Source organism: Noviherbaspirillum pedocola (genome assembly GCF_016632335.1).
GTDB classification, from domain to species: Bacteria; Pseudomonadota; Gammaproteobacteria; order Burkholderiales; family Burkholderiaceae_D; genus Noviherbaspirillum_A; species Noviherbaspirillum_A pedocola.
Genome location: NZ_JAEPBG010000010.1, coordinates 189,901 through 203,058, shown reverse-complemented (window position 1 = coordinate 203,058; position 13,158 = coordinate 189,901). Strand labels below are relative to the sequence as shown.

13 protein-coding genes are annotated in these 13,158 nt (G+C 62.3%); 7 read left to right on the top strand and 6 right to left on the bottom strand.

The window, feature by feature from the left end; all coding sequences use genetic code 11:
- Positions 1-88: 88 nt before the first annotated feature.
- Complete coding sequence (locus JJB74_RS21555; protein WP_200595321.1) at positions 89-421, bottom strand: hypothetical protein; 333 nt, start codon at positions 419-421, stop codon at positions 89-91.
- 468 nt (positions 422-889) lie between these two features.
- On the opposite strand from JJB74_RS21555, the gene JJB74_RS21550 reads away from it, so the two are divergent.
- The 4 genes from JJB74_RS21550 to JJB74_RS21535 all read left to right on the top strand — a co-directional run bounded on the left by JJB74_RS21550 (position 890) and on the right by JJB74_RS21535 (position 5,825).
- Positions 890-1,576, top strand: a complete 687-nt coding sequence (locus tag JJB74_RS21550; RefSeq protein ID WP_200595319.1) for an SOS response-associated peptidase — start codon at positions 890-892, stop codon at positions 1,574-1,576.
- A gap of 439 nt (positions 1,577-2,015) precedes the next feature.
- On the top strand, positions 2,016-3,599 hold the full coding sequence (locus JJB74_RS21545) for a tryptophan 2,3-dioxygenase family protein (RefSeq protein WP_200595317.1): 1,584 nt from the start codon (positions 2,016-2,018) through the stop codon (positions 3,597-3,599).
- Positions 3,583-4,653: a D-alanine--D-alanine ligase family protein gene (locus JJB74_RS21540; protein WP_200595315.1), complete on the top strand. Its 1,071-nt coding sequence runs from the start codon at positions 3,583-3,585 to the stop codon at positions 4,651-4,653. The genes JJB74_RS21545 and JJB74_RS21540 overlap by 17 nt, the downstream gene beginning before the upstream one ends.
- Before the next feature lie 11 nt (positions 4,654-4,664).
- On the top strand, positions 4,665-5,825 hold the full coding sequence (locus tag JJB74_RS21535; RefSeq protein WP_200595314.1) for an aminotransferase class V-fold PLP-dependent enzyme: 1,161 nt from the start codon (positions 4,665-4,667) through the stop codon (positions 5,823-5,825).
- 39 nt (positions 5,826-5,864) lie between these two features.
- Here JJB74_RS21535 and JJB74_RS21530 read toward each other — a convergent pair whose 3' ends face one another.
- Positions 5,865-6,944: a mechanosensitive ion channel family protein gene (locus tag JJB74_RS21530; RefSeq protein ID WP_200595386.1), complete on the bottom strand. Its 1,080-nt coding sequence runs from the start codon at positions 6,942-6,944 to the stop codon at positions 5,865-5,867.
- Between the two features lie 289 nt (positions 6,945-7,233).
- Here JJB74_RS21530 and JJB74_RS21525 point away from each other — a divergent pair, with 289 nt between their 5' ends.
- Together JJB74_RS21525 and JJB74_RS21520 are read left to right on the top strand one after the other, a co-directional pair.
- Positions 7,234-8,169: a Tim44 domain-containing protein gene (locus JJB74_RS21525; RefSeq protein WP_200595312.1), complete on the top strand. Its 936-nt coding sequence runs from the start codon at positions 7,234-7,236 to the stop codon at positions 8,167-8,169.
- A gap of 110 nt (positions 8,170-8,279) precedes the next feature.
- Positions 8,280-9,296, top strand: coding sequence for an AI-2E family transporter (locus tag JJB74_RS21520; protein ID WP_200595310.1), 1,017 nt, complete (start codon positions 8,280-8,282; stop codon positions 9,294-9,296).
- Positions 9,297-9,353: 57 nt separating this feature from the next.
- Here the strand turns inward: JJB74_RS21520 and JJB74_RS21515 are convergent, their stop codons facing one another.
- The 3 genes from JJB74_RS21515 to JJB74_RS21505 all read right to left on the bottom strand — a co-directional run bounded on the left by JJB74_RS21515 (position 9,354) and on the right by JJB74_RS21505 (position 11,160).
- A complete protein-coding gene (locus tag JJB74_RS21515) occupies positions 9,354-9,605 on the bottom strand; it encodes a DUF6139 family protein (RefSeq protein ID WP_200595308.1) in 252 nt (83 codons plus the stop codon).
- A gap of 87 nt (positions 9,606-9,692) precedes the next feature.
- Positions 9,693-10,418, bottom strand: coding sequence for a TerC family protein (locus tag JJB74_RS21510; protein WP_200595307.1), 726 nt, complete (start codon positions 10,416-10,418; stop codon positions 9,693-9,695).
- Between the two features lie 64 nt (positions 10,419-10,482).
- On the bottom strand, positions 10,483-11,160 hold the full coding sequence (locus JJB74_RS21505) for a Bax inhibitor-1/YccA family protein (protein ID WP_200595305.1): 678 nt from the start codon (positions 11,158-11,160) through the stop codon (positions 10,483-10,485).
- A 137-nt stretch (positions 11,161-11,297) separates the two neighbouring features.
- On the opposite strand from JJB74_RS21505, the gene nhaR reads away from it, so the two are divergent.
- Positions 11,298-12,227 carry a transcriptional activator NhaR gene (gene nhaR / locus JJB74_RS21500; RefSeq protein WP_200595303.1) on the top strand — a complete coding sequence of 310 codons (930 nt, stop codon included), beginning with the start codon at positions 11,298-11,300 and terminating at the stop codon, positions 12,225-12,227.
- A 29-nt stretch (positions 12,228-12,256) separates the two neighbouring features.
- On the opposite strand, the gene JJB74_RS21495 is transcribed toward nhaR, so the two are convergent.
- Positions 12,257-13,150: an NAD(P)H-hydrate dehydratase gene (locus JJB74_RS21495; protein WP_200595301.1), complete on the bottom strand. Its 894-nt coding sequence runs from the start codon at positions 13,148-13,150 to the stop codon at positions 12,257-12,259.
- Between the last annotated feature and the right edge of the window lie 8 nt (positions 13,151-13,158).

The window sequence follows — 13,158 nt, the reverse complement described above, 5'->3', positions numbered from 1 at the left end:
TAATGAAACCGGCGCCGGCAGGACGAAAAGCCTGTCGGCGCCGCTTGCGGGCCTATGTACGCGGAAAGGACCGTTGGACTGTGCGAGATCAGCTGTTGGCCTGCGCCTTGTTCTCGGCCGCTGGCTGCGCCGTTGCGGGCTTCGGTTTGCCTTGCGCATCGCTGAGGCGATATTTGGTACGACGATCGCCCATCAGATCGCGCAGCTCACGTACCGACAGGGAGCTCACCTCATGCATGCGGATCAGCATCGAAGCGCCTACCGGCAAGCGGCGATGGCGGATCTTGCTGATGACCGGCGGAGCCACCTCGAGTGCGCGGGACAGTGCCGCATCATTTTTCAGATTCAGGCGCTCGATCAGCATGTCGAGCAGGTGGTTGGGATTATAGGATTCTTGGGTAACGAGATTTTCGGACGCCATGGCAATTCACTTTCAATATCGGGTTAAGAATGGGTGCGCTGTACCGTACAAAAGACATTCTCGGGCGCACATAATTTCCATCTCGCTAAGATTTATTTGATTAAAAACAAAGAATATTGCGAAATAGTCAACTGATGCCGAACTGGCCATATCGATGACTTTCGCGATCTTGGTCCAAATCGATGGAATCCCCCTGCCCTTACTATCATTTGCCAGTCGTATCACCGGTAGTTAGTTGCCAAGATTGTCAATTGGCACAATGTTAAATTACTGCAAATTGCCATAGGAAACAATTCTCCTTCCAAAGCAACTCTTGATGCAGCGCAATCGAATCGGTCTTTACTGGAAAGTCCTTATCGTAAATCGCACTGATATCGCGGCCGATCATGCTCACTGTTTCGGTTCAGACCAATAATCGCCGTGCATTCGACAGCAGGACATTCTCACCAAGCGATAACCGGAGCAGCCATGTGCGGAAGGATCACCCAGCACCGCCAGCCGCAGGCCTATGCGGAAGTCCTTGACATACCTCTGCGGCAAGCCAACAGCGCCGCAGCGCGCCACCCCTCCTACAACACGCCTCCCGGCAGCACGCCGTGGTTCATCCATGCATTTGAAGACGATGGGCCGATGTTCGATACCTTGCACTGGGGGTACCGACCCAGCTGGGCGGCGGAAAAGGGCATGGCGATGGCAATCAACGCGCGCATAGAGAAAGCGGCGACCGGACGCTATTTCCGGCACATGTGGCAGCGCGGTCGTGTACTGGTGCCTGCTGACGGCTGGTATGAATGGACCGGGGAAGCGGGGAACAAGGATCCCTGGTACATCCGCAGGAGCGACGATGCGCCGATGTTCCTTGCCGCCATTACCAACTTTCGCCCCGACCGGGAGGATTGTGAAGGATGTGGGTTGGTGATTGTTACCGCGCCGGCCGAAGCCGGCATGGTCGACGTCCACGATCGCCGGCCGCTGGTGCTCGCGCCGGAAGATGCGCGCTTGTGGATGGATCCGCACATGCCGGCCGAGGGCGCCGAGCAGTTGGCACGGTCGATGGCGCTGCCAGCGGAGGCGTTCACCTGGTATCGGGTAAGCCGTGACGTGAACCGGGTCGGCAGCAGCCGGCCGCAAATGATTGCGCCGCTCGACGAGTGACATCGCGCGCCGGGGCGCCACCGACCCGGACAGCACTACCCGCGAGCGCATCCGACAATCCAGTGGCTTACCCGCCACGGCAGGCAATGCGCAAGCAGCGCTTTTCGCGCCATGGCGCAAATGCGACGGGTGGCTTGCAAGTTTTGCGCGCTCGGCATGGCGCCCGGGCGGGACCGGTGCATCTGTAGCCTGAAATCGCGCCGAAGGCAATACAACTTCCCGGAAGAAGGACCGGCAAACTCGGAGCAAGCCAGCGCTGTCCCTGCAGCCGATGTCCTGAGCGCTGTTCCCGGTACGCGTGACATCGACTGCAAGGGCAATGGGCAGGCATCGATCTGGCAGGAGCTTTCGTTCTGCGAGCTTATAAAATGAACAATAGTTTGATTATCGGCACTTAGAAGGCTCGTTGTGCTCGCGTCAAATTCCCGAGGAGGAACCCATGTCGACCGTGTGCGGCTGCCCTCATGGGTTCGCAGGCAAGAGGCCACAGCGGCCGCACTATTGCAGCTATATCCAGGTACAGCACCTGCTAGCAACCTTTCCGCCCTTTCTCGCCACGACTGACGATCGCCTCCTGTACTCCTTTTATGCCTCCAGCGTATTGTGGCTGCGTCTGCTGCGGGCAGACCTCAGGGCGATCGACCATGCCGCTCGAGACCTTCCTGCGTTGCGCTGTGTCGCACTCGCCAGCAAGCACCTGCGGCGCGGGCTGGCGGTCGGCAACGTGCTGGCCATGCAGGCCAGGCTCATCAATACCTGCCTCGTCAACCGGCGCGCCTCGCTTTCCTTCAGACTGGAAGCGCACGGTCTGGCCATTCCTCTCTTGCATGAGGCCTCCATGGCACTGAGAGCGGTGCGCGCCGGGCTGCATGCAGACCGACGCTATTCGGCAGCCGAATCCGAAACCCTGACCGGGATCCTGGCCCTGCTCGAAGACTGCTACCAGGACTACCTTCGGCACACACGCAGGTTGAGTCAGAGGATCACCGCGCCCGGCGGCGATCAAGGCCTGCATCCCATGCATGCCTTGATCGATCATCGCACCTTGATGCACGCTGCCGACATCACGCTGCAGCGGCATCATCCGCAGGCGCTCAACGAAAGCCGTTCCACGCACGACGAACTGTGCTTCATTACTGCGCACCAGGCCTTCGAGCTATGGTTCCCGAGCGTGCTCGCCTGCGTCGACGATGCGATGGCCGATATGCTGCGCGAGGCACCGGACATTGCCGCCGCCGAAGCAGGCGTGCGACGCGTCGCAGCGTTCTACCAGCTCTTCGGAGACATGATCCGGATACCGCAGACGATGTCGGCGGCGGACTACCTGGCTTTCCGCAGCCAGCTCGAGGGCGGCAGCGGCTTGGAGAGCGTGGGCTTCCGGATGCTCGAAATCACCATCGGCCAGCGCGATCCCATCCTGCTGCGCAATCTGGAAAAGATGCATCTGCTGACCGACGAGCTCTCAGCCAGACTGTCCCGTCCCTCGCTTTCAGACGCGTACCTGCACCTGCTGCTGCGCGCTGGCCTGCTGCGGGATCCGACAGACCTCGAACAGGCGGCCAGCAGCATCGCGGCGCTTCTGCGTCCAACCGGTGCACCGAATCCGCATGCCGCGCTCATCGCGCTGGGAGAGTCTCTCATCGAACTGGAGCAGGAACTGGATAGCTGGCGTCATCACCACCTGTCGATGGTGGATCGCATGATCGGATACCGCAAAAGCCTGGGCGTGGCTGGCAATGATCCGCTTCCGCTGAAGGCCGGTACATCGCCGGCATCGAACGGCAAACTGGATGGCCGGCCTTATCTGCTGCGCACCTTTGCGTATCAGCGCATATTTTCCTACCTGTGGGAAGCCCGCAGCCTCGTGCGCGAGGAAGACATGCGGCCTTGGCTCGGCATGCCCGCCTCGGCCAGCGCGCCTGGAGATGTGCCGGCCTCGTCATGCGAAGGTCCCGGCCTACCCGTCACGCATGGGGGAACCGTGCCGGCAATCCCGGAGGCGAGCCATGTCGCCGCGAAGTAAGAGCATGGCCGGACTGACCGTTGCCGTAGTCTCGGGCGGCTGGTCGCACGAAGCCAATTACGCCGATCCAGCATGCGTCGTCGCCGCCGTCGACGCGCTTGGCTTGCGGGCCGTGCACCTGGATTACCGCTCGCCCACCTTCCTGTCGGAAGTCGCCGACCCCGCCATCGACGTGGTGTTCCCGCAGACGCTGGGAGCATGGGGCGAGGATGGCACGCTGCAAGGCTTGCTCGATTACCTGGGTCGTCCCTACGTCGGCGCCGGCCCGCTCGCCAGCGCGCTGTGCTGTAACAAATTCGCCTGTTCGAACTATGTGCGCGGGCTGCCGGGCAGCGACGGCCATGCGCTGCCGCTGGCGGTCGACAGCATCGTGGTCAGCAGGCAGTCTCCGCATGAATTCGACATGCTGGCGCAGCGCCTCGGCATACCGTTTGTCTTCAAACCGCTGTCCTCGGGCGCGTCGTTCGGCTTGCATGTGATTGCCAGCGCGGCGCAATACGCAGCCTGCCGCGACAGCATGCTGCTCGAGTACGACTACATGCTGGCCGAAAGTTTTGTGCGCGGAGAGGAATGCAGCATCGGGCTGCTGCAGATGGATTCCCGACTCGTCGCGCTGCCGCCTCTCCTGGTGCGCAGCAATGGGGACGGCAGCGTGTTCAGTGTCGATGAAAAAATGCGCCATGCGGGTAAAGCCCGTCCCGTACCGCACGACCTTGCGGCGCGCCTCGGCCGCGCAGCGCAGGGGGTGGGAGAGGCGCTAGGCCTGTGCGGCATGGCCCGGCTCGACCTGATGCTCGACAGCGCGGGGCGCATGCATCTCATTGAAATCAACACGCTTCCCGGCCTATTACCGCAGCGGTGCCTGTATCCGGAAATGTGTCGCACCGCCGGCATCAGTTACACGCAGATGATCGAATATGCCATTGCAAGCGCCTTCGCTCCCAAGCCGATGCAAATGCGCAAGCTGGACACCCCGCCTGCGGCTCCGCCCGGCCTGCACGCGTGCGACAGCATCGATGCCGGACATGGGCCAATCACAGCAAGCGCCCAATGATGGAGCATGCCATGCTGCGTTCGCTGTTTCCCCAGTTGGAGCACTCCACGTATCTCAACAGCTGCTCATGCGGCGCGTTGGCGCAGCCGGTCATCGACGCGGTGCAGCACTATCTGCAGCTATGGAAATGTCACGGCGGCCGCGCTTGGTATGCCGACGGCGGCTGGCTTGAAGCGCTGGACTCGGCGCGCGCTCACATTGCCGCCCTGCTTGGCGCCAGTCCACATGAAATCGCGCTCGCGCCGAATGTTTCCACCGCGCTGGCGGCGCTCGCGTCGTGCATGGACTATGCCGCGCGACCGCGCGTGCTGACGACGAGCCTGGACTTCCCGACGCTCGCGCATCAATGGCTGGCCAAAGCAAGTGCCGGCGCGCACTGCGACATACTGCCCAGTCCCGATGGCTGCACGGTGCCGGTAGAGGCATTCGCCGCCGTCGTCGACAAACGCACCGCGCTGATTGCCACCGCGCGGGTCTATTTCACGACCGGTGCCATACAGGATATCGTCGCGCTGGCGCGGCTTGCGCATGACGCCGGCGCGCTGCTGCTCGTGGATGATTACCAGGGGACGGGCCAGGTGCCGCTGGACGTCAAGGAAGCGAACATCGACATGCTCGTAGGCGGAACGCAGAAATGGCTGCTGGGCGGCCCGGGTCTTTCCTTCCTGTACGTGCACGAGCGCCTGCATGCGCGTCTGCATCCCAGCGTGGTGGGCTGGTTCGGACATGCGCACCAGCTGGATTTCCTGCTGCAGCCCTGGGAACCGCGTGGCGACGCCCGTCGTTTCGAACTCGGAACGCCCGCCCTGCCAGCGGTCTATGCCGCCAATGCCGGCATGGAACTGGTGCGCAAGACCGGTGTGGATGCGATTCGTCGGCGCGTGAAGTGGCTGACCGAGACGCTGGTTTCCGGCCTGACCGAGGCCGGCTTCCAATTGACGATGGCAACGGATCCCGAAAAGCGCGCCGGCATCGTGATGTTGGAATGTCCGGATGCCCAGGCCTGGGTCGTGGAACTGGCGCGACAGTCGATCATCGTCGATGCCCGGCCGGGACACCTCCGCATTGCGCCTCATTTCTACAACGACATGGACGATATCGAGCGGGTGCTAAAGGCGCTGAAGGAGCTGGAATGGAGGAACGCGGCCGGCATCGCCTCTTCCAGCGCATGACGCGGTTCTTGCCCGGATCGAGGCGGTCGATCTGGTATCTCACTGTTCGGCTGCCAACTGCCGCGCATCCTCATCGACCCGCACCCGCGGCAGGCATTCGGGATAGTGAAGATGGATGTAAGCGATCAAGCCCTCCCGCACCTTGCAGCGCAAATCGAAGCAGCGTGCGGCGTCCTGCGCGCTGACCAGCACGCGCAGCTGCATCGCCCGCTCGTTGGCATCCAGGACCTGGACGATGCACAGGCGGCCATCCCATTCTTCCGCACCCTGGCAGATGCGGGTGGATTCGGCACGCAATGGATCTACGGGCAGCCGGTAATCGACCCAAATCGTCACCGTACCCAGCAGTTCGGAACTTGTTCGCGTCCAGTTCTGGAACGGATGCTCGATGAACCATTGCAGTGGAACCACCATGCGACGCTGGTCCCAGATGCGCACCACCACATAAGTGCCGGTAATTTCCTCGATCTGGCCCCATTCGTTCTCGACAATTACCACGTCGTCCAGTCGGATCGGCTGGCTCAATGCCAGTTGCAGTCCCGCCAGCAGATTGCCGAGCACCGGCTTGGCGGCGAAACCGACGATCAGTCCAGCCACGCCCGCGGAAGCCAGCAAACTGGTGCCGATCTGCCTCAGCAGCGGCAGCGTCATCAGCGCCATGCCCGTGCCGATCAGGATGATGAGCACGTTCATCGAACGTGCCAGCACCTTGGTCTGGGTATGGATGCGGCGCGCGCCAAGGTTATCAATCGTGGTGGTGGGATTGAGTTCAACGATCGTATCGCTGATCGATTTGACGCAACGGGTCGCCAGCCAGGTCAGTGTCGCGATGGAGCACAGGGCGGTCAGATGCATCAGCAGCGGTGAGATGCGCAAGACCGGCTCGCCGTTGCGCAACACGATCTGCAGCAGCAGGAAGAACGCGGCGGTGCGGCCCGCGCTCCTGCCGTAACGCAGAAAGCGGCGCGAAAACGGAAAAGGTCGGGCCAGGCGCTGCAATATCGGCAGGGCGACACGGTCGCACACGGCGACGATCAGCAGCACCGCAACGATCTGCAGTATCAGCTCCAGCCAAGGATGGTGATCCAGATCGCTGAGCCACCATGGCGGATTCACCATCAGATTATCAATCCATCTCGACAGATATTCGGTCATCAAACTCCCTGAAACCTTTCGCCAGCACTGCGCCAGGCGTTACCGAACCGGAAAGCCTAACCAGGAACGAAGCGAGTTTCAGTACGTTGGCGCACCCAGTCTGAAGGCATCTCATAGCTTCCCGTTTTTACGAAGAAATGATTCGCAAGTCTTCGATTTTTTATGTCGTAACAAGCTATTACCATGCCTGCACTGTGGCGGAAACGTCCGCCCTGATGATTTTTACCGACCTTCATCCAGACAGGAGAGAAAGATGAAACGCATGCTCATCGCAGCGCTCATTGTGCTGACCGCCGCCGGCGCCGGCTTGCAGGATGCGCAAGCCAAGCGCCTTGGCGGTGGCGGATCCTACGGCAAGCAATCGCAGCAAGTGCAGCGTTCAGCGCCGATGCAATCTACCCCCGCGCAGACGCCAGCGCCGTCGCAAGCGGCGAACGCTACGCGTGGCGCCACACCGGCCACCGTGCCGCCGCGTCCCTCCAGCCCCTGGAAGAGCATGCTGGGCGGCGCGCTGCTCGGACTCGGCCTGGGGGCGCTGCTGTCCCACCTCGGTATCGGCGGCGCGCTGGCCAGCATGATCAGCACCGTGCTGATGATTGCTTTGCTCGCTTTCGCTGGTCTGTTCATCTACCGCATGCTCAAGCGCAAACCGGACACGCAAGCGCCGAAATACGCCGGTGCCCCCGGTTGGCAACCGGCCAACGACACGCCGATGGCGCGCACGCCGGAAATCGGTTCGGGACTTGGTGGAGCGCTGCCGGCCACATCAGCGCCGACCTACGGTTCGACGGCATCGGTGGAAGCGCCGTGGGGCGTGCCGGCGGATTTCGACAGCGCTGCCTTCCTGCGCAATGCCAAGTCGTATTTCATTCGACTGCAGGCCGCTTGGGACCGGGCCGATCTGGATGACATCCGCGAATTCACCACGCCGGAGATGTATGCGGAAATCCGTATGCAGATCACCGAGCGCGGTGCGACGCAGAACCATACTGATGTGGTCTCGCTCGACGGGCAGCTGCTCGGCATAGAAACGACGGACGGCCGTTATCTGGCGAGCGTGAAATTCAGCGGCATGATCCGCGAAGAGCGCGGCGCTGAAGCCCAGCCGTTTGCCGAAGTCTGGAATCTGTCCAAGCCGGTAGCCGGTGATGGTGGCTGGACACTGGCCGGTATCCAGCAGCTCAGCTGACGCTGCAAGCCTTGCAAATCCTGACCGCGCACGGGTAACCGTGCGCGGTTTTTTTGTGGGCCGTCCCCATTTGGGGTACAGTCCCGTCCAATTTTGTCAATTTCGCATCCATGCATCCCGCCTCAAACCGACCCAGTCCTGTTGTCCTGGCTTCCTACATCCTGTCGGGCTCGGCATTGTTGCTGATGCTTGCCAAGGGCCTGCTTGCGGCGCTGTTTTCCGGTTTGCTGGTCTATGCGCTGGTGCATCTGATGGCGCCGGTGCTCGGGCGCCGCATCAGCGGGCAGCGTGCACGGATGATTGCCGTGGCCCTGCTGTCTACCCTGATCGTCGCGATCCTGAGCGGCGCGATCTGGTGGGTCGTGGATTTCTTTACTTCGGATCCGAGCCGCCTGTCGCGCATGCTGGAAAAGCTGGCCGACATCATCGAAAGTTCACGCGCCCAGCTTCCCGCGTGGCTGCGCGCCCATGTGCCGACCGGCGTCGATGCGCTGCGGGAAATGCTGACGCACTGGATACGTGAGCATGCGATGGAAGCCCGCGTGGTTGGCGAAGTGGCCGGCCGCATCATTGCGCATGTGCTCATCGGCATGGTCATCGGCGCCATGGCCGCGTTGTACGACACGACCGAGCCGAAAAATTACAAGCCGCTGGCGGCCGCCCTGCATGCGCGGGTCGTGACACTGGCCTATGCGTTCAGGCAGATCGTGTTCGCGCAGGTGCGCATCGCGGCGCTGAATGCGCTTTTTACCGGCATCTTCCTGCTGATCGTGCTGCCGCTGGCCGGCATACATCTGCCGCTGGTGAAAACCATGATCACGGTGACCTTTGTCGCCGGCCTGCTGCCGGTGGTCGGCAACCTGATTTCCAATACGGTGCTGGTCGTGGTCGGCCTGTCGCATTCACTGCATACCGCGATTGCGGCGCTGCTGTTCCTGGTCGCCATCCACAAGCTCGAATATTTTCTGAACGCGAAGATCATCGGCGGGCATATCAATGCGCGCGCCTGGGAACTGCTGTCGGCGATGCTGGTGCTGGAAGCGGTGTTCGGCATACCGGGCGTCATTGCCGCGCCGGTGTTCTACGCGTATCTGAAGATGGAGTTGAGCAACCGCGGCCTGGTTTGATAACGCCTGGCGCAAGGCCAGACCGCGGCAGTCGGCCGGCATTGCGCCGGCCGGGGTTCAGGGCATCGGCGTCGGGTCGCCCAGCGTGGCTACGCTGGTGATCGCATAAGCCTTGTCGCGGATCTGCCGCAATGGCGTCTCGATCGAATACTTCGGCAGATCATCTGCATTGTCGTCCACGTTGACGGCGCGCTCGGCGATCTCCCAGTCGACGCTGATTGCCTCCTGCGGGATTGCCTTGCCCTCGGGCACTGCCAGATAGGAAAACTTGCCGCCGCTCTCGGGGCGCTTGTAGATGTCCAGCCGCATGATCAATCCTTTCAGTGGTTGAGGTCAGGATTGGACTTGCCGCGGCGCGGAAGGTTGCGCCGCTGCAGCGTCCCGGGCGAACGGGTTCTACGAATGCGGCCGCCGCTTGCGCATGCGCATGTTGAGCATTTCCACCGCGAGCGAGAACGCCATCGCCGTATAAATATAGCCTTTGGGCAGGTGATAGCCAAAAGCTTCGCCGATGAGCGCTACGCCGATCACGACGAGGAACGCCAGCGCCAGCATCTTGATGGTCGGGTTGCGCGACACGAAGCGTCCGATCGGCCCGGCGAACAGCATCATCAATCCCACCGAGGCGATGACCGCGCCTATCATGACTTCCACATCCTGGGCCATGCCGATGGCAGTGATGATGGAATCCAGCGAAAACACGATATCGATCACCATGATCTGCAGGATCACTGCTGCCAGTCCACTCTTCACCGCCTTGGCCGCGGACATTTCTTCTTCCTCGGTGCCTTCGATGGATTGATGAATTTCGCCGACGCTCTTCCACAGCAGAAACAGGCCGCCGCCCAGCAGCACCAGGTCCCGGCCCGAGAAGCCGTGGCCAAGGAACGAAAGGAGCGGCTTGGTCATGCCGACGATCCAGGCCAGCATCAATAGCAGCCCGATGCGCATGAACATCGCGGCAAACAGGCCGAGCCGGCGCGTGGATTCACGGCGTTGCGCGGGCAGCTTGTCGACCAGGATGGAAATGAAAATGATGTTATCGATGCCCAGTACCAGCTCGAGTGCAGTGAGCGTGGTGAGCGCAATCCAGGTGTGGGGGTCGACAAGCAGGTCGAGCATGAACTTCTCCGCATAAAAAACAGGCGCCGCCTGGAAAGGCGGCGCCCGACAGGCAGTTTTGGAATTATTCCCTGCTGCTGGCGAAGCCGAGCAAGTGCAACAGGCTGGTGAACAGGTTGAACAGCGATATGAAGAGCGACAGCGTCGCCATCACATAGTTCGTCTCGCCGCCGCGCACGATGTTATTGGTTTCGAACAGAATCATGCCGGACATCAGCAGCACAAACAGCGCCGACACCGCGAGCGACAAGGCCGGCATCTGCAGGAAGATCGCCGCCAGGCCCGCGAGGAAGGCGACCAGGATGCCGACCGTCAGAAAGCTGCCCATGAAGCTGAAATCCCGCTTGGAAAACAGCGCCACGGCGGACAGCGACAGGAAGATTGCGGCAGTGCCGCCCAGCGCGCTCATCACGACTTGTGCGCCATTCGGCATGCGCAGATACATGCTGATGATCGGGCCGAGGGTATAGCCCATGAAGCCGGTCAACGCGAACAGGAAGGCGACGCCCCGACTACTGTTGCGGTTGGCGGTGACGAGATAGAGCAGGCCGAAGTAGCCGAGCATCGTTAAAAGCAGGCCCGGATAGGGCAATCCCAGCGACGCGGTGACGCCAGCGCTGACTGCCGCAAAACCCAGGCACAGCGAGAGCAGCAGATAGGTATTGCGCAGCACCCGGTGCGACGCACTGTCGATGACAGTGGTGGCGCCGCGAGCGCGCAGGGAGGTGGTGCGATCGTTCATGAGGTAACTCCCGTGGTGTGTTGAAAACCGTGTTCCCGAAAGCGGAACCGGCATATCAGTAACCGGGGCATGATATTGCGCTTCCCATCCCGCAAAAAGCGAAGATAATAAGACTTTTGTTTCGCAAAAATCAGAGAATGCAGAATGCCGCCCTCAACTACCGTCATCTTTATTATTTCTGGGTCGTGGCCAAGGAAGGCAGCATCACCCGCGCCGCCGAACGCCTGGATGTCGCAATACAGACCATCAGCGCGCAGCTGAGCCTGCTCGAGCAATCCCTGGGCAAGTCGCTGCTCGCGCCGCAGGGGCGCCGACTGGTGCTGACCGAGGCGGGCCGCCTGGCATTGGGCTATGCCGACCAGATCTTCCTGCTCGGCGAACAATTGATGGATGCGCTGGCCAATACCGACCTCGAGCGGACGATGCGGCTGACGGTCGGCATTTCGGATTCGCTGCCAAAACTGATTTCCTCGCGCCTGCTGGAAGCGGCGCTGGGCCTGAACGAGCGGGTGAAGCTGGTCTGCTACGAGGACAAGTTCGAATCGCTGCTTGGCGACCTGTCGGTGCACAAGCTCGACGTGGTGCTGACCGATCGCCCGGTGCCTTCCGGGACGACGTTGCGGGTTTTCAGCCATTTGCTGGGCGAAAGCGAAATTTCGCTGTTCGGCCTGCCGCAGCTGGCACAACGCTACCAGGCGGATTTTCCCGCCAGCCTGAATGGCGCGCCGCTGCTGCTGCCCACGCGCAACAATGCGATACGCGGCCGCATTGACCACTGGCTCGAAAGCCATGACATCCGCGCCGACATCGTCGGCGAGTTCGACGACAACGCGCTGCTGAACACCTTCGGCCGCAATGGCCTGGGTCTGTTCCCTGCGCCATCTGCGCTGGAAACCGATGTGCGCAACCAGTTCGACGCAGTGCCGGTGGGCGCGCTGTCGCCGGTGAAGGAACAGTTCTATGCGATTTCCAACGAGCGCAAGATCAAGCACCCGGCGGTGGATGCGATCCTCGGCGCGATCCACGGCAAGGTGTTCCAGCCGCAGAAACCGGCCGAGCCGGGCTGAGCCGGCAAAGTATTGCGCGGCTCAGCGGCTCAGTCGCCCAGCGCATGCATCAGCATCGGCACCTGCGACGGCAGATCGCGCGCCAGGTAGCCGAGCGGGCCGCTGGCTTCGGCAAGACGGTCGCCGGCGCGCGCATGCAGCGCTACACCCCAGGCCGCAGCCTGCTCGAGCGGCGCGCCGCGCGCGGTCAAGCCGCCGATGATGCCGGCCAGCGCATCGCCGGAGCCCGAAACCGCCAGCCCGATGCTGCCGCCCTCGTGTCGCCAAAGCCGGCCGTCGGGCGCGGCAACGTGCGTGATCGGACCTTTCAGCGCCACGGTCGCGCGCCATTGCGCCGCCATGCGCCGGGCGATGGCGGCCGCATCGGCTGCCACATCGCCCTTGGCTATGCCGGTCAGGTGCGCCATTTCGCCGGCATGCGGCGTCAGCAGCGCCTGCACGCCGCCCGGGATGCCGGGGTTTTCCTGTGCATTGCAGATGGCGCCCATCGCCGCCGCGTCGAGGATGATGCGCATGTCCTCCTTCATCATGCTCAAGAGCCGCGATGCCAATTCGCAGGTCGCCGGCTCATCCAACATGCCCGGTCCAATCAGAATCGCATCCAGTTTCGCCAGCATCGATTCCAGCGCGGTCAGCGCGCCCGGAGCAATGCCGCCGGCCGCGGTTTCTTCCAGCGCGATGACCCGGGACTCGGGTATGGCCAGCGCCACCAGCGGTGCGATGCTTCGGGTCGTGGCGATCGACACCTTGCCCGCGCCGGCGCGCAGCGCGGCATTGCCGGCAATGATTGCCGCGCCCGGCATCTGCGCCGAGCCGGCGACGATCAGCAGCCGGCCGCGCTCTTCCTTGTCGCCGGACTCATCCGGCATCGGCAGCGGCCAGTCGCGCAGGCTGTTGTCATCGATGATTACGGGTTGCTGCATAAGCTCCT

Coding starts and splice junctions, on each gene's coding strand:
- JJB74_RS21510 (WP_200595307.1), bottom strand. CDS start 10,418: ATGCTCGACCTGCTTGTCGACCCCCACACCTGGATTGCGCTCACCACG.
- JJB74_RS21550 (WP_200595319.1), top strand. CDS start 890: ATGTGCGGAAGGATCACCCAGCACCGCCAGCCGCAGGCCTATGCGGAA.
- JJB74_RS21555 (WP_200595321.1), bottom strand. CDS start 421: ATGGCGTCCGAAAATCTCGTTACCCAAGAATCCTATAATCCCAACCAC.
- JJB74_RS21530 (WP_200595386.1), bottom strand. CDS start 6,944: ATGGTGAATCCGCCATGGTGGCTCAGCGATCTGGATCACCATCCTTGG.
- JJB74_RS21495 (WP_200595301.1), bottom strand. CDS start 13,150: ATGCAGCAACCCGTAATCATCGATGACAACAGCCTGCGCGACTGGCCG.
- JJB74_RS21535 (WP_200595314.1), top strand. CDS start 4,665: ATGCTGCGTTCGCTGTTTCCCCAGTTGGAGCACTCCACGTATCTCAAC.
- JJB74_RS21540 (WP_200595315.1), top strand. CDS start 3,583: ATGTCGCCGCGAAGTAAGAGCATGGCCGGACTGACCGTTGCCGTAGTC.
- nhaR (WP_200595303.1), top strand. CDS start 11,298: ATGCAGAATGCCGCCCTCAACTACCGTCATCTTTATTATTTCTGGGTC.
- JJB74_RS21515 (WP_200595308.1), bottom strand. CDS start 9,605: ATGCGGCTGGACATCTACAAGCGCCCCGAGAGCGGCGGCAAGTTTTCC.
- JJB74_RS21505 (WP_200595305.1), bottom strand. CDS start 11,160: ATGAACGATCGCACCACCTCCCTGCGCGCTCGCGGCGCCACCACTGTC.
- JJB74_RS21545 (WP_200595317.1), top strand. CDS start 2,016: ATGTCGACCGTGTGCGGCTGCCCTCATGGGTTCGCAGGCAAGAGGCCA.
- JJB74_RS21520 (WP_200595310.1), top strand. CDS start 8,280: ATGCATCCCGCCTCAAACCGACCCAGTCCTGTTGTCCTGGCTTCCTAC.
- JJB74_RS21525 (WP_200595312.1), top strand. CDS start 7,234: ATGAAACGCATGCTCATCGCAGCGCTCATTGTGCTGACCGCCGCCGGC.